Source organism: Kitasatospora sp. NPDC002040, assembly GCF_040296785.1.
GTDB lineage: Bacteria > Actinomycetota > Actinomycetes > Streptomycetales > Streptomycetaceae > Kitasatospora.
The window spans coordinates 277949-296964 of sequence record NZ_JBEOXV010000003.1 but is presented as its reverse complement, the minus strand read 5'-3'; the positions used below and the strand labels follow the sequence as shown (position 1 = coordinate 296964).

23 protein-coding genes are annotated in these 19016 nt (G+C 72.8%); 12 read left to right on the top strand and 11 right to left on the bottom strand.

Going from position 1 to position 19016, the window contains the following annotated elements; translation table 11 throughout:
- The first annotated feature begins 95 nt into the window (after nucleotides 1–95).
- The 5 genes from ABT118_RS11645 to ABT118_RS11625 all read left to right on the top strand — a co-directional run bounded on the left by ABT118_RS11645 (nucleotide 96) and on the right by ABT118_RS11625 (nucleotide 3831).
- Entirely contained in the window at nucleotides 96–521 is a 426-nt protein-coding gene (locus ABT118_RS11645) for a hypothetical protein (RefSeq protein ID WP_350660295.1), read from the top strand.
- Nucleotides 518–1942 carry a replication initiator protein RepSA gene (gene repSA, locus ABT118_RS11640; protein ID WP_350660289.1) on the top strand — a complete coding sequence of 475 codons (1425 nt, stop codon included), beginning with the start codon at nucleotides 518–520 and terminating at the stop codon, nucleotides 1940–1942. Before ABT118_RS11645 ends, repSA begins: the two co-directional genes overlap by 4 nt.
- A complete protein-coding gene (locus tag ABT118_RS11635; RefSeq protein WP_350660275.1) occupies nucleotides 1933–2136 on the top strand; it encodes a helix-turn-helix domain-containing protein in 204 nt (67 codons plus the stop codon). The genes repSA and ABT118_RS11635 overlap by 10 nt, the downstream gene beginning before the upstream one ends.
- Nucleotides 2136–3413, top strand: coding sequence for a tyrosine-type recombinase/integrase (locus ABT118_RS11630; protein ID WP_350660258.1), 1278 nt, complete (start codon nucleotides 2136–2138; stop codon nucleotides 3411–3413). The genes ABT118_RS11635 and ABT118_RS11630 overlap by 1 nt, the downstream gene beginning before the upstream one ends.
- Before the next feature lie 103 nt (nucleotides 3414–3516).
- Complete coding sequence (locus ABT118_RS11625) at nucleotides 3517–3831, top strand: hypothetical protein (RefSeq protein WP_350660242.1); 315 nt, start codon at nucleotides 3517–3519, stop codon at nucleotides 3829–3831.
- A 1-nt stretch (nucleotide 3832) separates the two neighbouring features.
- Here ABT118_RS11625 and ABT118_RS11620 read toward each other — a convergent pair whose 3' ends face one another.
- The 4 genes from ABT118_RS11620 to sigE form a co-directional block, all read right to left on the bottom strand.
- Nucleotides 3833–4501 (bottom strand): hypothetical protein, encoded by a 669-nt coding sequence (locus ABT118_RS11620; protein WP_350660236.1) that lies wholly within the window; start codon nucleotides 4499–4501, stop codon nucleotides 3833–3835.
- Between the two features lie 121 nt (nucleotides 4502–4622).
- Entirely contained in the window at nucleotides 4623–5069 is a 447-nt protein-coding gene (locus tag ABT118_RS11615; RefSeq protein ID WP_350660228.1) for a sec-independent translocase, read from the bottom strand.
- A gap of 129 nt (nucleotides 5070–5198) precedes the next feature.
- A complete protein-coding gene (locus ABT118_RS11610; RefSeq protein WP_350660217.1) occupies nucleotides 5199–6038 on the bottom strand; it encodes a zf-HC2 domain-containing protein in 840 nt (279 codons plus the stop codon).
- On the bottom strand, nucleotides 6035–6742 hold the full coding sequence (sigE, locus tag ABT118_RS11605; protein ID WP_502884524.1) for an RNA polymerase sigma factor SigE: 708 nt from the start codon (nucleotides 6740–6742) through the stop codon (nucleotides 6035–6037). The genes ABT118_RS11610 and sigE overlap by 4 nt, the downstream gene beginning before the upstream one ends.
- A 291-nt stretch (nucleotides 6743–7033) precedes the next feature.
- Here sigE and ABT118_RS11600 point away from each other — a divergent pair, with 291 nt between their 5' ends.
- Nucleotides 7034–7666 (top strand): O-methyltransferase, encoded by a 633-nt coding sequence (locus tag ABT118_RS11600; RefSeq protein WP_350665108.1) that lies wholly within the window; start codon nucleotides 7034–7036, stop codon nucleotides 7664–7666.
- 120 nt (nucleotides 7667–7786) lie between these two features.
- Here the strand turns inward: ABT118_RS11600 and ABT118_RS11595 are convergent, their stop codons facing one another.
- Complete coding sequence (locus ABT118_RS11595) at nucleotides 7787–7954, bottom strand: DUF3117 domain-containing protein (RefSeq protein WP_082597987.1); 168 nt, start codon at nucleotides 7952–7954, stop codon at nucleotides 7787–7789.
- A gap of 292 nt (nucleotides 7955–8246) precedes the next feature.
- Between ABT118_RS11595 and ABT118_RS11590 the strand changes: the two genes are divergently transcribed.
- Entirely contained in the window at nucleotides 8247–9035 is a 789-nt protein-coding gene (locus tag ABT118_RS11590) for an enoyl-CoA hydratase-related protein (RefSeq protein ID WP_350660175.1), read from the top strand.
- A gap of 55 nt (nucleotides 9036–9090) precedes the next feature.
- Here ABT118_RS11590 and ABT118_RS11585 read toward each other — a convergent pair whose 3' ends face one another.
- Nucleotides 9091–9672 carry a DNA-3-methyladenine glycosylase I gene (locus ABT118_RS11585; RefSeq protein ID WP_350660165.1) on the bottom strand — a complete coding sequence of 194 codons (582 nt, stop codon included), beginning with the start codon at nucleotides 9670–9672 and terminating at the stop codon, nucleotides 9091–9093.
- The gene (locus ABT118_RS11580; RefSeq protein ID WP_350660152.1) at nucleotides 9669–10055 is read right to left on the bottom strand and encodes a DivIVA domain-containing protein; all 387 of its coding nucleotides are present in this window, start codon (nucleotides 10053–10055) and stop codon (nucleotides 9669–9671) included. The genes ABT118_RS11585 and ABT118_RS11580 overlap by 4 nt, the downstream gene beginning before the upstream one ends.
- A gap of 161 nt (nucleotides 10056–10216) precedes the next feature.
- Here ABT118_RS11580 and folP point away from each other — a divergent pair, with 161 nt between their 5' ends.
- Nucleotides 10217–11029 (top strand): dihydropteroate synthase, encoded by an 813-nt coding sequence (gene folP, locus ABT118_RS11575; protein ID WP_350665094.1) that lies wholly within the window; start codon nucleotides 10217–10219, stop codon nucleotides 11027–11029.
- A gap of 141 nt (nucleotides 11030–11170) precedes the next feature.
- On the opposite strand, the gene ABT118_RS11570 is transcribed toward folP, so the two are convergent.
- Entirely contained in the window at nucleotides 11171–11977 is an 807-nt protein-coding gene (locus ABT118_RS11570) for an LOG family protein (RefSeq protein WP_350660133.1), read from the bottom strand.
- 64 nt (nucleotides 11978–12041) lie between these two features.
- Nucleotides 12042–13130: a succinyl-diaminopimelate desuccinylase gene (gene dapE / locus ABT118_RS11565; protein WP_350660117.1), complete on the bottom strand. Its 1089-nt coding sequence runs from the start codon at nucleotides 13128–13130 to the stop codon at nucleotides 12042–12044.
- A 119-nt stretch (nucleotides 13131–13249) separates the two neighbouring features.
- On the opposite strand from dapE, the gene ABT118_RS11560 reads away from it, so the two are divergent.
- Nucleotides 13250–14188: a VldE C-terminal domain-containing protein gene (locus ABT118_RS11560; RefSeq protein ID WP_350660102.1), complete on the top strand. Its 939-nt coding sequence runs from the start codon at nucleotides 13250–13252 to the stop codon at nucleotides 14186–14188.
- A gap of 316 nt (nucleotides 14189–14504) precedes the next feature.
- The gene (locus ABT118_RS11555; protein WP_350660094.1) at nucleotides 14505–15269 is read left to right on the top strand and encodes a hypothetical protein; all 765 of its coding nucleotides are present in this window, start codon (nucleotides 14505–14507) and stop codon (nucleotides 15267–15269) included.
- 74 nt (nucleotides 15270–15343) lie between these two features.
- On the opposite strand, the gene dapC is transcribed toward ABT118_RS11555, so the two are convergent.
- A complete protein-coding gene (gene dapC, locus ABT118_RS11550; protein WP_350660087.1) occupies nucleotides 15344–16489 on the bottom strand; it encodes a succinyldiaminopimelate transaminase in 1146 nt (381 codons plus the stop codon).
- 17 nt (nucleotides 16490–16506) lie between these two features.
- Nucleotides 16507–16833 carry a ferredoxin gene (gene fdxA, locus ABT118_RS11545; RefSeq protein WP_350660066.1) on the bottom strand — a complete coding sequence of 109 codons (327 nt, stop codon included), beginning with the start codon at nucleotides 16831–16833 and terminating at the stop codon, nucleotides 16507–16509.
- 135 nt (nucleotides 16834–16968) lie between these two features.
- Here fdxA and ABT118_RS11540 point away from each other — a divergent pair, with 135 nt between their 5' ends.
- Together ABT118_RS11540 and ABT118_RS11535 are read left to right on the top strand one after the other, a co-directional pair.
- Complete coding sequence (locus ABT118_RS11540; RefSeq protein ID WP_502884534.1) at nucleotides 16969–17979, top strand: GNAT family N-acetyltransferase; 1011 nt, start codon at nucleotides 16969–16971, stop codon at nucleotides 17977–17979.
- Between the two features lie 21 nt (nucleotides 17980–18000).
- Nucleotides 18001–18873: a transglutaminase family protein gene (locus ABT118_RS11535; protein ID WP_350660041.1), complete on the top strand. Its 873-nt coding sequence runs from the start codon at nucleotides 18001–18003 to the stop codon at nucleotides 18871–18873.
- The last annotated feature ends 143 nt before the right edge of the window (nucleotides 18874–19016 follow it).

The following is a 19016-nucleotide window of genomic DNA, read 5'->3' as shown; positions in this document are numbered from 1 at the left end:
CCGCTAGCCGCCAAGCGAATGCAGCGGGGACGGCGCGCTCATGCCTGGAAGCCGACGCGCCGTCCCCTTAGCCCCTCGTACAAGGGAGCACCATCATGCCTGCAACGCACGCCACTTCGCTCACGTCCGCCGCAGTCTGCCCGTGCTCCGGGACCGGCCTGATCCCTGTTCCGGCGAAGCACCAGGCCGCGCTGGGCAACTTCCTTCCCTGCATGGCCCACGAGATCCCCTCGCACACCGTTGCTGACGACGACGTGTGCCCGTCCTGCTCGGGGACGCTGCGTGTGCTGGACGCGGATGGCTCGATCTGCGGAACCGCCGGGGTCCTGGTGCCCTGCGGCTGCGTCGACCCCGGCCAGCACGGCGAGTGCGCGTGCCACATCGCCGAGTGGGACGAGAACGACGGCTTCACCGGCTGGTCCGTGATCCCGCTCGACGAGTTCGTTGACGACGGCCCGTACTTCCGGCGCTGCTCCACCCACGCCCCGAACCTCACCCGCGCCATGGCGGTCGCCGCGTGACCCCAACGCGCGCCCTGCCCCGGGAGGTTGACCGGCTGGCCGTGGCCGACCTGGCCCGCCTCGCCTCCCGGGGCGACCTGCCCAAGCTCGCCGACCAGATCCGCCGCACCGGCGGCTGCTCCAACCCCATCCACCTCCAAGGCTTCCGCACCCTCATCCACACCCCGACCGGCGCCATCTGGAACCGCTACTCCACCCAGCACGAACCCGGCCAGCGACTCAAGGTCGCCTGCGGCAACCGGCGGGCCTCCCGCTGCCCCTCCTGCGCCCGCACCTACTCCGCCGACACCTTCCACCTGATCCGCGCCGGACTCGCCGGAGACACCACCAAGGGCGTCGCCCCGTCGGTCCGTTCACACCCCCGCGTGTTCGCCACCCTCACGGCCCCGTCCTTCGGCCCGGTCCACAACCGGCCCGACACCGGCCCCTGCCGCTGCGGGCATGCCCACCTGGCGGGCTCCCCACTCCTGGGCACGCCGCTCGACCCGGCCGCCTACGACTACGCGGGCGCGGTGCTCTGGAACAACCACGCCCCCGACCTCTGGCGCCGCTTCACCATCGCCCTACGCCGGGCCCTGGCCAAGCGCGCCGGACTCACCCAGACCGAGTTCAAGGACGTCGCCCGGGTCTCCTTCGGCAAGGTCGCCGAGTACCAACGCCGGGGCGCGGTCCACTTCCACGCCGTCATCCGCATCGACGGCCCCGACGGCCCCGACACCCCGCCCCCGGCCTGGGCCAGCATCAGCCTCCTGGACGACGCGATCCGCTCCGCCGCCCAATCGGCCGGCGTCCCGCTCGCCAGCGCCGGGCACGTCCGAGCCCAGGTACTCCAGTGGGGCAAGCAGGTAGACGTGCGCCCCATCGGCGCCTTCGCCGGAGGAGACATCAGCGAACAGGCCGTCGCCTCGTACGTCGCCAAGTACGCCACCAAGTCGGCGGAGAGCACCGAGACCGTGGACCGCCGAATCCTGGAACGCCAGGAACTCGACCGCCACGACCTGCCCGCCCACACCCGGCGCCTCATCGAAACCTGCTGGGACCTCGACAGTCTGTACCCGGATCGGCTCCTCGCGCACTGGTCCCACATGCTCGGCTTCCGGGGCCACTTCTCCTCCAAGTCCCCGGCGTACTCGACCACCCTCGGCGCCCTCAGGCAGGTCCGCGCCGACTACCGCGCCGAGCAGGCTCGCGCCGATCTTCGGGAACGTCTGCTCGCCGCCGGGCTCCCGGACCTGGACGACCTCCCCGACACCGAGACCCTCGTCGTCGCCCACTGGTCCTTCGCCGGAGCAGGCAACACCCCCGGCGAATCCATGCTCGCGGCCAGCATCGCCGCCGACCTGCACGCCCGACGCACCACCGACCGCCAAGAGGCCCGCGCACAACTCGACCAAGAGGAAGGGGACTTGTCGTGGCTCTAAGGGGGGCTCTGCCTGATCGCTACCTGACCCCGGTCGATCTGGCCGCACTGCTGGATATCCCACTTGAGACCGTCTACCAGTGGCGCCGCAAGCGCGTGGGACCGCCCGGCTTCCGCGTCGGCCGGCACCTCCGCTTCGACCCGGCCAAGGTCCACGCCTGGATCGAGACCCTGACCAAGGAGGCGGCTGCCTGATGGCCGGACACATCCAAGACCGCTGGTTCAAAACCGAGACCGGCCCCGATGGCAAGCCGCGGCGCGTCAAGACCGACCGCTATGGCTCCGGCCTGCGCTACCGCGCCCGCTACATCGCCCCGGACGGCACCGAGCGAAGCAAGTCCTTCGCCGACCGCCAAAAGCGCCAAGCGGACCAGTGGCTCGCCCAGCTCGAAGCCGACATGACGCGCGGCCAGTACATCGACCCGAGCATCGGTCGCACGACCGTAGGCCAGTTCGCCGAGAAGTGGCTGGCCTCGCTCTCCATGGACCCTCAGTCCTACGTCAGCACCGAGCAGCGCATCCGCCTGCACGTGGTGCCGCACCTGGGGAGTCGTTCCCTGAGTTCGCTCCGGCCTTCGGACATTCGTGACTGGCTGGTGAAGCTGGCCACCGGGGGCCTTGCTCCTGCCTCTCAGCGCGTGATCTTCGCGAACCTCGGCACGATGCTGACGGCAGCAGTGGAAGACCGGATCATCCCCAGCAACCCGTGCCGGTCCGCATCGGTCCGCGCACCGAAGCTGGCTCCCCAACGCCTTACCCCCTGGACCCGCGAACAGGTTCTCGCGGTGCGGGCCGCCTTCCCGTCACGATTCCGGCCGATGGTCGATCTGGCGGCCGGTTGCGGACTCCGACAGGGAGAGGTGTTCGGTCTGGCCGCGAGTGACCTCGACTTCGCCGACGGTGTGGTTCACGTGGTCCGACAGGTCCGGCTGATCAGGAACCGGCCTGTGTTCTCCCTGCCGAAGGGCGGGCGAACACGATCCGTTCCGCTGCCTGACTCCGTTGCGGCGGCGCTCCGGGCCCACCTCTCGGCATACCCTCCGGTCACCGTCACGCTGCCCTGGCGTGGAGTCGACGGCCCTCCTGTCACGGCCGACCTGCTCTTCGTGAACGCCAAGGGCCAGAACCTGAACCGCAACCGCTTCAACATCGAGACGTGGCGCCCGGCCCTCAAATCCGCCGGCGTAATCGCCGGACGCGAGAACGGCATGCACGCACTGCGGCACTTCTACGCCTCGGTGCTGCTTCACTTCGGGGAGAACATCAAGGCCCTGAGCGTCTACCTCGGGCACCACGACCCCGGCTTCACGCTCCGGACCTACACGCACCTCATGCCGAGCAGCGAGAACCGCCCCAAGGCTGCCATCGACCTGGCGTTGAGCGGCCCCTCCCCCGCTGACGGCCCCTCGACGGCCCAACCGCCGGTCCAGGAAGAGACCTCGCCTGGTCAGGGGCCTACCGAACTGAGTTGAACAAGTTCTGACCGTACGTCAGTCCGAAGGCCCCGGAACCGGTTCCGGGGCCTTCGGCGTCCCCGGCCGTATGAGGGGATGCCTGATCGTCGGACTGCTGCCCATGGCGGCGGTCGCCCTGCTCGTCAGCCTGGCGGCAACGGTCGAGGCCGGGAACCCGGAGAACTTTCCCGGTCTACGGGCCAACCACGGTCTGCTCGTGCTCGTCCTGCTGGCGGTCACGGTGCTGGCCGCTGCGGCGGCCGTCGTGCTGGCGGCACCCGGGCCGCGCCTGCGGGCCGGCGCCGTGGCGGTGCTGAGCCTGCTGCTGGTCGGCGGGGCCGGGTGCCGCGCGGTGACGGTGGCGCCGATGCTGCACTGCCTCGGGCACATCCGGGTCTCCCAGCAGGACGACGGCTCCTACCGCTGCTACGACTGACTCAGCGGCCGTTGTAGACCGTCAGGTCGGGGACGGTGGAGAAGCCCGCACCGTAGGCGCTGACGCCGCGGCCGTAGGCGCCCAGCAGGACGCCGGGGGCCTCGCCGGCCAGGACCCAGCCGTACTCGGACTCGCGGTAGCGGAAGGGCTGCGGGAGGCCGTTGACGGGGAGGGTGAGGGGGGACCAGCCGGGGCCGTCGAGGTCGTCGGCGAGGTCCCAGGCGAGGGCGCTCTGCTGGTCCAGCCAGTCCTGGCGGAGGGCGCGGTCGAGCTGGCCGGGCCAGGTGGCGGCGAGCAGGCCGGAGCCGGCCAGCCAGGCGGCGGAGGAGGCGGAGGTGGCCTCCAGCATGCCGGTGTTGTCGGCGCTGCGGCGGCTGTCCCGGCGGGCCACCGTGACCACCACGGCGAACTTGCGGACGTCCCGGGCCTCGTAGTGCTTGGCGGGCTCCTCGCCGTGGCCCAGGGTGCCGTAGTCGACCGGCTGCTCGACCCGGCCCGGCGCCGCGCCGGCCTGCATCAGCCAGCGCCGCCCGCTCCATCCGTCGTCCAGGCCGTACCAGGGGAAGTCCGCGGCCAGGTACGGCGCCAGCGGGTCGACCGCCGCCCGGGCCTGGGCCCCCACGGTGGCGCCCACCGTTGCCGTCCCCACCGCACGACTCGTCGCGTCCATCCCCGGGCCTCCTCGTACAGCACTGACCGATCTAGCACTCTGCACAATAGCGGCGGACACGCCGACGCCCCGATCGGCACGGCGGCCGGGCGGGGCGTCGGGGGCGGGCGGTGGCGACGGATCAGGTCGCGTCGGGGTCGAACTGCGGCCGCTGCTCTTCCTTCTTCAGCGGGTCGGCCGCGGCGATCGGAGAGGCGATCGGGGAGGCGAGCGGCGCGCCCGACTTGGCCAGGTCGGCGACCGCCCGGCTCGAGGCCGGGTCGCCGTTGAGCGCGGACTTGATGTCCAGCCCGTCCCGGATCTCCTTGAACCCCAGCGGGTCCTCGTTGCCGCCGAGCAGCTGCTTGCGGACGAAGGTCTTCGGATTCAGGTCCTCGAAGTCGAAGTCCTTGTACTCCGGGCCGAGCTCCGACCTGATGTCCTCCTTCGCGCTGTCGGCGAAGGTGCGGACCTTGCGGATGAAGCCCGTCACGTCCTGGATCAGCTTCGGCAGCTTGTCCGGGCCGAAGATCACAATGGCCAGGATGACCAGCGTCACGACCTCAAGTGGGCCTATGTCTGTGAACACCCGAGCTCCCGGCGCATGATGAGGTCTGGACAGTCAGTACAGAGTAATGGCCACCGGCACGTCCCGGAGTCGCAGCTTGATGAAGCTGTGGCAAAGAAGCAGGCGGACGGCCCTGTACCGGGCCGTGGTTCAGCGGAGGTACTGCTGCAACCGGACCGGGCTGAGGGCCGGATCGGCGGTCGGCGTCCAGGAGGGCAGCGCCGCCAGGGCGCCACCGGGCCCCCGGACGGGGTACGCGGCGGGGTAGTCGGCCGGGACCACCACCGAGCCCGCACCCGGGCCGCTGACCGGGCTGACGGTGCCGTGCAGCTCCTCGCCGGAGACCGCGGAGACGCCGCCCAGGGTGACCGCCGCGACCGAGAACGCCCCGGCCGCCGCGAAGACGAACCGCCGGCCGCGCGGAGCGGGACGGACGACCGCCTGGGTCTCGGCGAGCGCCGCCAGCGGACGGACCGACCTGCGGGCCCTCGGGTCCACCCCCGGCAGGGGCGAGCCCGCGCCCAACGCGCCGGCACCGAAGGTGGCGCCGGCCCCGCGGCCGAACGAACCACCGGTCAGCCGGCTGCCGCCGAACACGCCGGCCGGCGGCAGCACGGGGCCGCCCCGGTCGTCGTCCTCGTCCTCGTCCTCGGGTAGCGAGGCGACCGCGAGCAGGCGGGACATCAGCAGGGCGGAGGGACCGGGGGCGGCACTGGTGGTGAGCAGCTGCTTGGCCGCCCGGCTCTCGTCCGCCTCGGCCAGGCAGTCGGCGCAGGTGGCCAGGTGGGCCTGGACCCGCTCGCGGGCGTCGTGGTCCAGCTCGCCGTCGACGAAGGCGGAGAGCCGGTCACCGAGGTGGTGCTGCTCGGCAACCGGCTCGGCGGCCCGCAGCGGGACCGGCCGAAGCTCCGTCACCGGCTCGGCCCGGCGCCCGAGTTGGGCCCAGCCGGAGCCTCGCCTGGCCCGGCCGGTGGGTTCGGCGGAGGTCACGTCCGCCCCCGTTCGGCCCCGGCGGGCTCGGCACCCACCGCCACCGGCTCGGCCCCGCCCCGGCGCACCCGGCCCGGAGCGGACCCCGGTGCACGGTGCTTGAGCGCGGCGCGCAGGTGCGAACGGCCGCGGTGGATCCGGCTGCGGACCGTCCCGAGCTTGACGCCCAGGGTCGCGGCGATCTCCTCGTACGAGAGGCCCTCGATGTCGCAGAGCACCACGGCCGCGCGGAACTCGGGAGCCAGCGTGTCCAGCGCCTGCTGGACGTCGGCGTCGAAGTGGGTGTCGCTGAAGTGCTGGGCCGGGCTCGGCTCACGGCTCGGCAGCCGCTCGGCGGCGTCGTCGCCGAGCGCGTCGAAGCGGATCCGCTGCCGACGGCGCACCATGTCCAGGAACAGGTTGGTGGTGATCCGGTGCAGCCAGCCCTCGAAGGTGCCGGGGGTGTAGGTGGAGAGCGAGCGGAACACCCGGACGAAGACCTCCTGGGTCAGGTCCTCGGCGTCGTGCTGATTGCCCGTCAGGCGGTAGGCCAGCCGGTACACCCGGGCGCTGTGCGCCTCGACGATCTCCGCCCAGCTGGGCGGCGTCCAGGTCTGCGCGTCGGGGCCCTCGGCGAAGGTCGCGAGCGGGGCGGGGGCGTCGGCCACCACGGTGTCGGCGGGGTGCGACTTGTCCAGGGGGGAGTGCGCAGTCTGGTTCGTCATCACGGGCTTCGGCGTACGGGCCGACGTAGAGCCGCTCAGGTGCCACGGCATCGGGACGTCGCCCTCGGCCACACCTCCTCGGTCGGCTCTTCTGCCCAGCAGGGCCACCACCATATCCACCTCACCCGTCAGATCCGGATAAAGCACCGATTCCCACCCCGGGAGCCACTGCTCCGTGGACCGATCACCACTTCCCTTCCGGGTCAACGGCCGGTCTTCGAACGCGGTTCCCGCCCGGCCAGTAATCTGTGGCTGGAAATATCGACATCAGGCGCTCCGGAAGAGGCAGCCATCACCGATTTCGGGTCCGCGCACGCGGCTCTCGCCGACACCTACGTCGGCGAGGACGCGGTGCTGACCTACGCCCGGGCCCAGTCCGCGCGGACCGGCATCCGGGCGATCGGCCCGAGCGGCGGCGCCGCACTGCGGCTGCTGGCCGCCGCGGTGGACGCCAAGGCGGTCGCCGAGATCGGCACCGGCACCGGCGTCTCGGGGGTCTACCTGCTGCGCGGGATGCGGCCGGACGGCGTCCTGACCACCGTCGACCTGGAGCCGGTCCGCCAGCAGTACGCCCGGGAGGCGTACCACGCGGCCGGCTTCGCCCCGAACCGGGCCCGGTTCATCCCCGGCCGGGCCCTGGACGTGCTGCCCCGGCTGGCGGACGGTCAGTACGACCTGGTCTTCTGCGACGGCGACCCGGCGGAGTCCCGGTCGTACCTTGCAGAATCGTTGCGCCTGCTCCGGCCCGGCGGGATGGTCTGCTTCGAAGGGGTGTTCCAACAGGGCCGGTTGGCCGAACCCGAACACCGCGACCCGCAGACCCACGCCGTCCGCGAACTGGTCCGGGACGTCCGGGAGAGCGACCGCCTGCTGCCCGCCCTGCTGCCGGTCAGCGACGGGCTGCTCTGCGCCGTCAAGCGCTGACCCGGGGTCCGGGGTCCGGGTCTCTGGGCCCGAGGACAGCACCGAGCCCGGCCCCGGTGATCCGGGAGCCGGGCTCGGTGTGCGCGTGTCTCCAGGGAGAACGCGGGAGTACCCGCTGGGTCAGCCGGTGGCCGCCTTCAGGGCGTCACCGAGGGCACTGGCCTCATCCGGAGTGAGCTCCACCACGAGGCGTCCGCCGCCCTCGAGCGGAACTCGCATGATGATGCCCCGCCCCTCTTTGGTGACCTCGAGCGGGCCGTCACCCGTCCGCGGCTTCATGGCCGCCATGCTCGTTCCCCTTCCTGCAACCGCTCAGCTACGTCCCGGCAGTCCGTCCACCGCCGGTATCGAACGCATTGATCGGAAGCCATTATCCCGCATCGGATGGCTTGATGACCAACGTCACTCTCTCCGCACCATCGGCCACACCCACCCAGAGCACCGCATTACCTGCCAGAAGCCCCGGCCCCACGGCTCCGACGACGCCGCGAAAAGGTGCCCGACCTCACACTCCCCGACACCCGCACCGCTCGGGCATGCTGGCTCCGTCCCACCCTCGATGCCACCGGGAGCCCTCGCCATGTCCGACTCCGTGCTGTTCGAACTCGACGGCGGCCTGGCCGTCATCACCATCAACCGGCCCGAGGCGATGAACGCCCTGGACACCGCCACCAAGGTCGCGCTCCGGGACGCCGTCATCGCGGCGGCCGAGGACGGTGCCGTACGGGCCGTGCTGCTCACCGGCGCGGGCGGAAAGGCGTTCTGCGTCGGGCAGGACCTCAAGGAGCACCTCGGGCTGCTCGACACCAGCGACGCCCCGCTGCGGACCGTCGCCGAGCACTACAACCCGCTGGTCCGGGCGCTGGCCGGGATGAACAAGCCGACCGTCGCCGCGGTCGGCGGCGTCGCCGCCGGGGCCGGCGCCTCGCTGGCCTTCGCCTGCGACTTCCGGATCGTCGCCGACACCGCGGGCTTCAACACCTCCTTCGCCGGGGTCGCGCTGACCGCCGACTCGGGCGCCTCCTGGACCCTGCCCCGGCTGGTCGGGCACGCCAGGGCCACCGAGCTGCTGATGTTCCCGCGTACCGTGAAGGCGGCCGAGGCGGCCGAGCTCGGGCTGGCCACCAAGGTCGTCCCGGCCGCCGAACTGGCCACCACGGCACGGGAGTTCGCCCAGCGGCTGGCGCAGGGGCCGACGGTCGCGTTCGGCGCGATCAAGACCGCGCTGGCGTACGGGGCCACCCACACGCTGAGCGAGCTGCTCGACCGGGAGGACGAGCTGCAGACCCTGGCCGGCGCCAGCGAGGACCACCGCATCGCGGTCAACGCCTTCCTCGCCAAGGAGCAGCCGGTCTACCTCGGCCGGTAGCCCGCCGCCGCTGCCCGGCCGGGGCTCGGGAACGGCGAGCGCGCGGTGAACGCCCCTAGCGGGCGTGACAGTCGATCAGGTGGTCGTTGACCAGGCCGCAGGCCTGCATCAGGGCGTAGGCCGTGGTCGGCCCGACGAAGCGGAAGCCCTGCTTCTTGAGCTCCTTGGCCAGCGCCGTGGACTCCGGCGTCACGGCCGGCACCTCCGCCAGGGTGCGCGGGGCCGGCCGGGCGTCGGGGTCCACCGCGAACTGCCAGATCAGCGCGTCCAGACCGCCGTCCAGCTCGCGCGCGACCTTGGCGTTGGCAATGGTCGCCGCGATCTTGGCCCGGTTCCGGATGATGCCCGGGTCCTGGAGCAGCCGCTCGGCGTCCGCCTCGTCGAACTCCGCCACCCGGGCGATCTCGAAGCCGGCGAACGCGGCCCGGAAGCCCTCCCGGCGGCGCAGGATGGTGATCCAGGACAGCCCGGACTGGAACGCCTCCAGCGCGACCCGCTCGAACAGCGCGTCGTCCCCGTGCACCGGCCGGCCCCACTCGGTGTCGTGGTAGACCCGGTAGTCGTCCGCCGAGTCGCCCCAGCCGCAGCGCAGCAGGCCGTCGGCACCGCTCACGGCGCCGGTCGCGGCATCCGTCATGCCCCGGCCTCGCCGTCCCGGTGGTGCGTCACCTTGGCGAACTCCTCCAGGCCCGGCAGCGGCTCCTCGTCCTCGGGCGTGTTGGCCTCCACCGCGCCGACCAGCACGCCGGTGGCCTCCAGCTCGGCGATCCGGCTGTCGCGCAGCGCGAGCTCGGCGCCCAGCCGGTCGAGCACGTCGTCGACCTCGTCCATCCGGTAGCCCCGCACCGCCATCGGCAGCCGGATCCCGTCCACGTCGGTACGGCTCAGCGGCCGGTCCTGCGGCAGCCGCGCCGCGATCCGGTCGTGCACCGCCTCGGGGAGGGTGCCGCCACCACCCAGGGCCACCAGCGCAGTTCCGCCGACCACCACAGCCATCGCCACCACGACCAACCAGAACACGAGCTGTCCTCCAGTACCTTCCGGTGGACCGGGATTGAGAGATGGGATCATGGTCCCTGAACAGACCGGGGCCCATCATTGCACCCGGGCGAGCTGTGGAGGAGACACCGGTGGCACTCCGTCTGGGCCCACGCGAATTCGGCGAGGACGAACTGGTGATCATGGCCATCGTCAACCGCACTCCGGACTCGTTCTTCGACCGCGGCGCGACCTTCGCCGACGAGGCCGCGTTCGCCGCCGCCGACCGTGCGGTGGCCGAGGGCGCGGCGATCCTGGACATCGGCGGGGTGAAGGCCGGGCCCGGCGAGGAGGTGACGGTGGAGGAGGAGCTGCGCCGGACCGTCCCGTTCGTGGCCGAGCTGAGGAAGCGTCATCCCGAGGCCGTGATCAGCGTCGACACCTGGCGGCACGAGGTCGGCGAGGCGGTCTGCGAGGTCGGCGCCGACCTGCTGAACGACGCCTGGGGCGGGGTCGACCCGAAGCTGGCCGAGGTCGCGGCCCGGTACGACGTCGGGCTGGTCTGCACCCACGCCGGCGGGGCGGAGCCCAGGACCCGGCCGCACCGGGTCGGGTACGAGGACGTGATGGCCGACATCCTGGCCGTCACCGTGGGGCTGGCCGAGCGGGCCGCCGGGCTCGGGGTGCGGCGGGACGCGCTGATCATCGACCCGGGCCACGACTTCGGCAAGAACACCCGGCACTCGCTGGAGGCCACCCGCCGGCTGCCCGAGATGACCGCGACCGGCTTCCCGGTGCTGGTCTCGCTCTCCAACAAGGACTTCGTCGGCGAGACCCTGGACCGCCCGGTCGACGAGCGCCTGCTCGGCACCCTGGCCACCACCGCCGTCTCCGCCTGGCTCGGCGCCCGGATCTACCGCGCCCACCAGGTCGCCGAGACCCGCCAGGTCCTCGACATGGTCGCCTCCATCCAGGGCACCCGCCCCCCGGCCGTCGCCCGCCGCGGGCTCGCCTAGCGCTCGGCCGGCACCACCAGGGGCTGGGGGAACTGCGAGGAGGTCCGGCGGGCGGTCACAGTGCAGAGTGCCTGATCATGTACGCACGTTGAACGCCCCCGAGTCGGCGTCGCGGTTCCCCGAGCCCCTGACGGCTGGGCTCTAGATCTCGGTGGCCGGCTGCCGGCTCTCAGCGATGATCTTGAGGACGTCGTCGATGTCGTCCACCACGTGGAAGAGTTCGAGGTCCTGCGGCCCCGCCTTGCCCTGGGCGACCAGGGTGTCGCGGATCCAGTCGACCAGCCCGCCCCAGTACGCCGAGCCGAACAGGATCACCGGGAACCGGGTGACCTTCTTCGTCTGCACCAGGGTGAGCGCCTCGAACAGCTCGTCCAGCGTGCCGAGACCGCCCGGCAGCACCACGAAGCCCTGCGCGTACTTCACGAACATCGTCTTGCGGACGAAGAAGTAGCGGAAGTTGAGCCCGAGGTCGACGAACTCGTTCAGCCCCTGCTCGAAGGGGAGCTCGATGCCGAGCCCGACCGAGAGGCCGCCGGCCTCGGAGGCGCCGCGGTTGGCCGCCTCCATCGCGCCGGGCCCGCCGCCGGTGATGACCGCGTAGCCGGCGTCCACCAGGGCCCGGCCGATGGCCACCCCGGCGGCGTACTCGGGCGAGTCGACCGGGGTCCGGGCGGAGCCGAACACGCTGATCGCGGGCGGGAGTTCGGCCAGGGCACCGAAGCCCTCGACGAACTCGGAGGTGATCCGCCAGACCCGCCAGGGGTCGGTGTGCAGCCAGTCGGTGGGGCCGGTGGTGTCCAGCAGCCGCTGGTCGGTGGTGCTGGTGCCGACCTGGTCGCGGCGGAGCAGGACGGGGCCCTTCCGCTTCTCCGGAACGCTCTTCCGCTCGGGGTCCTGGCCCTGGTCAGGACCGTCCCCGTAGTGCTTTTCGTCTCCAGTGCCTGTCATGACGAAACCCTACGCCCGTTGTTCCCCGTTTTCGGGGAACAACGGAAGGTACGCCGGGTGACGGTCAGTTGGACGTCAGCCAGGCCGTCAGCCGGGCCTCGACCTCGGCGATGGCACTGAGCGAGCAGTGCTCCTCGCGCTTGTGCGCCAGGTTCGGGTCGCCGGGGCCGTAGTTGACCGCCGGGACGCCGAGCGCGCTGAACCGGGCCACGTCGGTCCAGCCGTACTTGGCCCTGGCCTCGCCGCCGACGGCCGCCAGGAAGGCCTTGGCGGCCGGCTGGTCGAGCCCGGGCAGCGCGCCGGGGGCGCTGTCGGTCACCACCAGGTCGAAGCCCGCCAGCACCTCGCGGACGTGCGCCTCGGCCTCGGCGACGCTGCGGTCGGGCGCGAAGCGGAAGTTGACGTGCACCACGCACTCGTCCGGGATCACGTTGGCGGCCACCCCGCCGTTGATCATCGTCGCGTTCAGGCCCTCGCGGTACTCCAGGCCGTCGATCTCGACCCGGCGCGGCTCGTACGCGGAGAGCCGCCGCAGCACCTCGCCGGCCCGGTGGATCGCGTTGTCGCCGAGCCAGCTGCGGGCCGCGTGCGCCCGGGTGCCGGTGAGGCGGACGTCGGCCCGCAGGGTGCCCTGGCAGCCCCCCTCGACCATCGCGCCGCTCGGCTCCAGCAGGACCGCGAAGTCGGCCGCCAGCCAGTCGGGATGCTGCGCCGCCAGGTGGCCGAGGCCGTTGCGGCTGGCCTCGATCTCCTCGCAGTCGTAGAACACGAAGGTGAGGTCGCGGTTGGGGTCGGGCAGGGTGGCGGCCAGTCGCAGCTGCACCGCGACGCCGGACTTCATGTCGGAGGTGCCGCAGCCGTAGAGCAGGTCGCCCTCGACGTGCGAGGGCACGTTGTCGGCGATCGGCACCGTGTCCAGGTGCCCGGCCAGCAGCACCCGCTCGGCCCGGCCCAGCATGGTGCGGGCCACCACGTTGTTGCCGTACCGGTCGACGGTCAGGTGCGGGTACGCCCGCAGCGCCGCCTCCACCGCGTCGGCGAGCGGGCCCTCGCTCCCGCTCACGGAGGGGAAGTCGACCAGCCGGGCGGTCAGCGTGCCGCCGTCGAGGCCGAGGTCGAGGCTCTGGTGCAGGGAGATGTCAGGGCTGGTCATGGCGGCCAGCGTAATCGCCGCCGCGGTCGGCACCGCGCCGCCACTGCAACCGGCTGTCCCGCACAGCCGTCCGAGTGGGTACGGTGTGCGGGCGAGAACGCGAGGCGAGAGGGGTACTGGTGGCCGGGACTGCGGCGGAGGAGACGACGGGCCGTCGGCGGCGGCCGGTCCGCCTGGTGCTGATCGGGCTCACCGTGCTCGGCGTGATCGCCGGTGCCGTGGTCTGGTTCAACCGGGACACCCTGATCCCGCCGCCCGAGGGCTGCACCGTGGTCACCGCGACCGGGAAGGGCAACCTCGAACTCGCCCAGGCCGCCAACGCCGCCACCATCACCGCCGTGGCGCTCTCCCGCGGGCTGCCCGAACGGGCCGTCACCATCGCGCTGGCCACCGCGATGCAGGAGTCGAAGATCCACAACCTGGACGGCGGCGACCGCGACTCGGTCGGCCTGTTCCAGCAGCGGCCCTCGCAGGGCTGGGGCACGGTCGAGCAGATCAAGGACCCGGTCTACGCCACCAACAAGTTCCTGGACGGTCTGGTGAAGGTGCCCGGCTACGCCCGGCTGCCGCTCACCGACGCGGCCCAGGAGGTGCAGCGCAGCGGCTTCCCGCAGGCGTACGCCAAGCACGAGACCAACGCGACCCTGCTCGCCTCGGCGCTGACCGGCCGGGAGCCCGGCGCGCTGAGCTGTGTGGTGCACGACCTGGCGGCCACCACGGCGGCGGCCAACGAGGGCGGCCAGCAGCCGGGCGCGGCAGACCGGGCCCGCCGGGAGTTCGGCAAGCTGGTCACCACCACCTCGGCCCCGTCGGCCGCCAAGGACACCCGCCCGGTGCTGGCACTGACCCCGCAGCCAGGGGCGGCCCAGCGGCAGACCGGTTGGGCGCTGGCCCAGTGGGCGGTCGCCCAGGCCGGGGACCTGGGCATCGGTCAGGTGGCCTACGACGGCAAGGTCTGGAAGGTCGACAAGCCCGCCGACGGCTGGCAGTCGAAGGGCGCCGAGCAGGCCGGCGCCGAGCGCGTGCTGGTCACCATGGGGACCCCCAAGGCCGGTTGACGCACTGGTGCACTACCACCGGCCGACCGGGTGATTCCGGTCAATCCCGGTGGACGCCGGAGGCCGCCGGGCCGCGCTCGCACACATCTGCAGCACTGCCCTTGTGCGCCAAGAGGTGTGACGTTTCGCCAACTCCCCCAGCACTGGGTGGAATGTCGCGAATGTCAGAAAAAGAATCGTCCGATCTTTGCCGTTCCTTGACCATGGAACGGCGAAACCTTCTGACTGCTCCAGCGGTAATCACGTCGTCCGCCCGACGGACACCCCCGGCCCGGACACGTGCTCGCCCGGGGGGACCCCACCGATTAGGAGCACCATGTCACTCCCCCTCACGCGCCGGATCGCCCAGGCCGCACTGCTCGTCGCCGCCGTCGCGTCCCCCCTGGCCGCAGCAGGCGCGGCGTCCGCTGCGGACCTGGTGCCGCCGACCGACCTGGGGGCCGGTCTGAGCCAGCTCGACAACCCGGAGGCCTCGCTCCAGGGCGCGACCCACGACGCCGGCCACGCCGCCGCCGACACCACCGCGGCCACCGTGCAGACCGGCGTCCCGGCCACCGCCGACGTCGCGGGCAAGGCCGTCGCCGGCGCCCTGCCGGACGCCAACCAGGCCCTCGGCAAGGTGGCGGCCCCCGCCGCCAAGACCACCGAGACCGCGGGCGTCCTGGCCGCCGTCGCGGGCAAGGCCACCCCGGCCCTGGTCGACCGGCTCGCCCCCGCCGTCACCGACAAGGTGCCGCACCTGCCCGGCTCCCCCGCCGCAGGCGCCACCCGCGGCGTGCCCGGGACCGGCCTCCCGCTCGGTGCCCTCACCGGCGGCTCGCTGACCGGCCTGGCCTCCAGCGCCCTGCCCACCGGTGGCATGCCGGACACCCACCAGGTCACCGGCGCCCTCCCCGCCGGCCTGGGCCAGGCCCTGCCCGACACCAGCACGCTGCCGATCGACACCCAGGACCCGACCGACGGCAGCAACCGCCTCGGCGGTGCCCCGGGCCTCGGCGGCGCGGGCGGCCTGGGCGGCGCGCTCGGCCCGCTGGGCGGCCTGCTCGGCGGCGGCCTGCCCGGCGGCCTGCCGATCGGCTGACCCTCCGTCACCATGCCGAAGGGGGCACCTGCCGCGATGGCAGGTGCCCCCTTCGATCGCGCCGGGGCGCGGACTCAGCGCGTGAGCCGGGCCACCGCCGAGGCGACGCGTTCGTCGGTGGCGGTGAAGGCCACCCGGACGAACCGGTCGCCCGCCGGGCCGTAGAAGTCGCCGGGAGCCACCAGGATGCCGAGCTCGGCCAGTTCGGCCACGGTCTCCCAGCACGGGCGGTCCTGGGTCACCCAGAGGTACAGGCTGGCCTCCGAGTGCTCGACCCGGAAGCCGTACGCCTCCAGCGCGCCCCGCAGCGCGGACCGCCGGGCGGCGTACCGCTCGCGCTGCTCGGCCACGTGCGCGTCGTCGGCCAGCGCGGCGACCGTGGCCGCCTGCACCGGCGCGGGCACGATCATCCCGCCGTGCTTGCGGATCTCCAGCAGCTCGCGGACCACCACCGGGTCACCGGCCACGAACGAGGCGCGGTAGCCGGCCAGGTTGGAGCGCTTGGAGAGCGAGTGCACCACCAGCAGGCCCTCGTGGTCGCCGCCGCACACGTCCTGGTGCAGCACCGACACCGGGTCGGCCTCCCAGCCGAGTTCGAGGTAGCACTCGTCGCTGACCAGCAGTACCCGGTGCTCCCTGGCCCAGGCCACCGCGTGCCGGAGCTGGTCCGCCGTCAGCACCCGACCGGTCGGGTTGGACGGCGAGTTGAGCCAGAGCAGCCGGACCCGGGCCGGGTCCAGCTCGTCCACCGACTCGTACGCGACCGGTTCGGCCCCGCACAGCCGGGCGCCCACCTCGTAGGTCGGGTAGGCGAGGGTCGGGTAGGCCACCTGGTCACCGGGGCCGAGCCCCAACTGGCCGGGCAGCCAGGCCACCAGCTCCTTGGAGCCGATGGTCGGCAGGATCGCGTCCGGGCCGATCTCGGCGCCGAGCCGGCGCCGCAGCCAGCCGGCGATCGACTCGCGGAGCTCCAGCGGCCCCCAGACGGTCGGGTAGCCGGGGGTGTCGGTCGAGGCCGCCAGCGCCTTCTGGATCACCTCGGGGACCGGGTCGACCGGCGTCCCGACGGAGAAGTCGCAGAGGCCGTCGGGGTGGGCCAGCGCCGTCTTCTTGTACGGCTCCAGCTTGTCCCACGGGAAGACGGGCAACAGGTCGGAGACGCGGCGCGCCGCCCCCGGGTGGCCCGGGAGCGGCGCGTGCGTGCTGTTGTCGGTACTCACAGCTCAGTGGCCACCGATCAGTGGTCGGCGTTCTGCGGCGGGAGGGCCGCGATGAACGCGTGGTCCGAGTCGATCACGCCGAGCTTGGAGGCACCGCCCGGGGAGCCCAGGTCGTCGAAGAACTCGACGTTGGCCTTGTAGTAGTCCTTCCACTCCTCCGGAGTGTCGTCCTCGTAGAAGATCGCCTCGACCGGGCAGACCGGCTCACAGGCACCACAGTCGACGCACTCGTCCGGGTGGATGTAGAGCGAGCGGTTGCCCTCGTAGATGCAGTCGACCGGGCACTCTTCGATGCACGCCTTGTCCTTGACGTCGACACAAGGCTGCGCGATGACGTAGGTCACGCTGTCGTTCCTCCTCGGTTGGGCGTGGCAGCCCAAACTCAATTGCTTGCGTGCGCGGATACGCGCGGCGTCGTCGATGCCCGCCCCTAGTATCGCGGGTCAGGGACAGCAAATGCACAGGAGGTGCCCTTGATGATGGCTGGAACCGTCGCCGGAGGCCGTCCGGAAGTCCGGCTCGACCGCTCTGACGTGGGGCGACGGGTCTCGGTGCGGCGAATTTCGGAGATCGTGAACGACCGTCCGGTGTTCCGTGATGTGATCGGTGTGCTCGCCCGTTGGGACGACCGCGGCCTCACCGTGGTGCCCAGGACCGGCCCGGAGGTCTCCTTCCCCGAGCAGCTGCTGGTCGCCGGGAAGACGGTGCCACTGTTCCCGGCCCGGCGCGCCCCACTGCCCGTCAGTTCCCCGGTCGAGCTCCAGCGGACCGCCGCCCGCGGCTGGCCCGCCGTCGAGCAGGAGCCGCTCGGCGAGTGGGTGCTGCGCGCCTCGGCCGGCTTCACCCGGCGGGCCAACTCGGCCCAGACCCTCGGCGATCCCGGCCTGCCGCTGCCCGAGGCACTGCAGACGGTCCGGGACTGGTACGCGGCGCGCGGCCTGCCCGCCTTCTTCGAGGTGACCACCCCGGGCTCGCCGCCCGGGCTGGCGGCCGAACTCGCCCGGCTCGGCGCGGAGGAGGCCCCGACCGCCGTCCGGGTCGCACCGCTGGCCGGGCTGGTGAAGCTCGGCAGCGGGCACGACCGGGTCCGGCTCTCCCGGACCGCCGGCGACGACTGGCTCTCGCAGTACCGCCGGGTCACCGGCGACCCGGCGGTCGAGCGGGCCGCCCACCAGGTGCTGCACGGCGGCCCCTCGGTCTGGTTCGCCACCGTGCCCGGGCCCCAGGGCCGACCGCCGGTCGCGATCGGACGGTGCGTCATCGACGGCCCCTGGGCCTGCTTCGGCGCGATCGAGGTGGCACCGCCCGCCCGCCGCACCGGACTGGCGAGCACCGTGATGGCCGTGCTCGCGGCCCGCGCCGCCGAGGAGGGCGCCACCGGCGCCTACCTGCAGGTCGAGCTGGAGAACACCGGCGCGATCGCCCTCTACGACCGACTGGGCTTCACCACCAGTCACACTTACCACTACGCCGGCCTGCCCCGGCCGTAGCGTGACCGGAGAGTGTGGACTGTGACCGAGCAGAGCCGTGCACGTTTCCGCGCCGAGGCGAGGGCCGACGCCCCCGACCCGGTGCTGCTCTGTGTGCTCGCCGCCGCCGAGCACACCCTGGCCGAGCCGCCCGCCGACGGCTCCGAACCGCCCACGCTGGACGAGCTGGTGGCGGCCTGTCAGGCCGCGCTCGACCGGCATGCCGCCGCCGTCCGGCTGGCGGTCAGCGAACGCGCTCCCGCCACCGCCGACGAGGTCGCCGCCCTGCTGGCGGCCGTGCTCGGCGGGCGGGAGCGGTTCCACGGCCGTCCGGCCGACTACCGGCGGCTGGAGTCCTCGCTGCTGCCCGACGTGCTGCGGCGGCGGCGCGGCCTGCCGATCATGCTCTCGCTGGTCTGGCAGGCGGTGGCCCGCCGGGCCGGCCTGACCGTCCACGGGGTGGCGCTTCCCGGGCACTTCATCGTCGCGGTGGCGGGGCCGGCCGGCGGCGACGAGTACGTCCTGGCCGACCCGTACCACGGCGGCCGACTGCTCGACCTGCCGGACGTGGCCAGGCTGGCCACCGCCGCCGGGCACCACTTCTCCCCCGAACTCCTCAGCCCCGCACAGCCGTTGGACCTGGTCCTGCGGGTCCTCGGCAACATCCGCAGCTGGGCCGCCGACCGCCCCGAGCACGCCCGCTCTCAGCTCTGGGCCACCGAGCTCTCGCTGCTGCTCCCCCGCCACCCGGCCCAGCTCCGGCTCGAACGCGCCCAACTCATGGTCCGCACCGGGGACTTCATCGCCGGAGCGGCCGAGATGGACGCCTACGCGGAGATCCTCGACACCTTCGACCCCGACGGCGCCGCCCGTACCCGGCACGAGGCCCGCGCCGCCCGCCACCGTCTCAACTGAGCGGAACCGCCGCCGCATAGGGCCTCTCTTTCGGATCACGTCGGGCCGGCGCCGCCGGGGCACGCACCTCACCGGCTTCTCGTCAGTCGCCGATGCGCTGCATCAGGCTCCCTCCTCGGCGCCGCCGATGCACGCACCCCAAC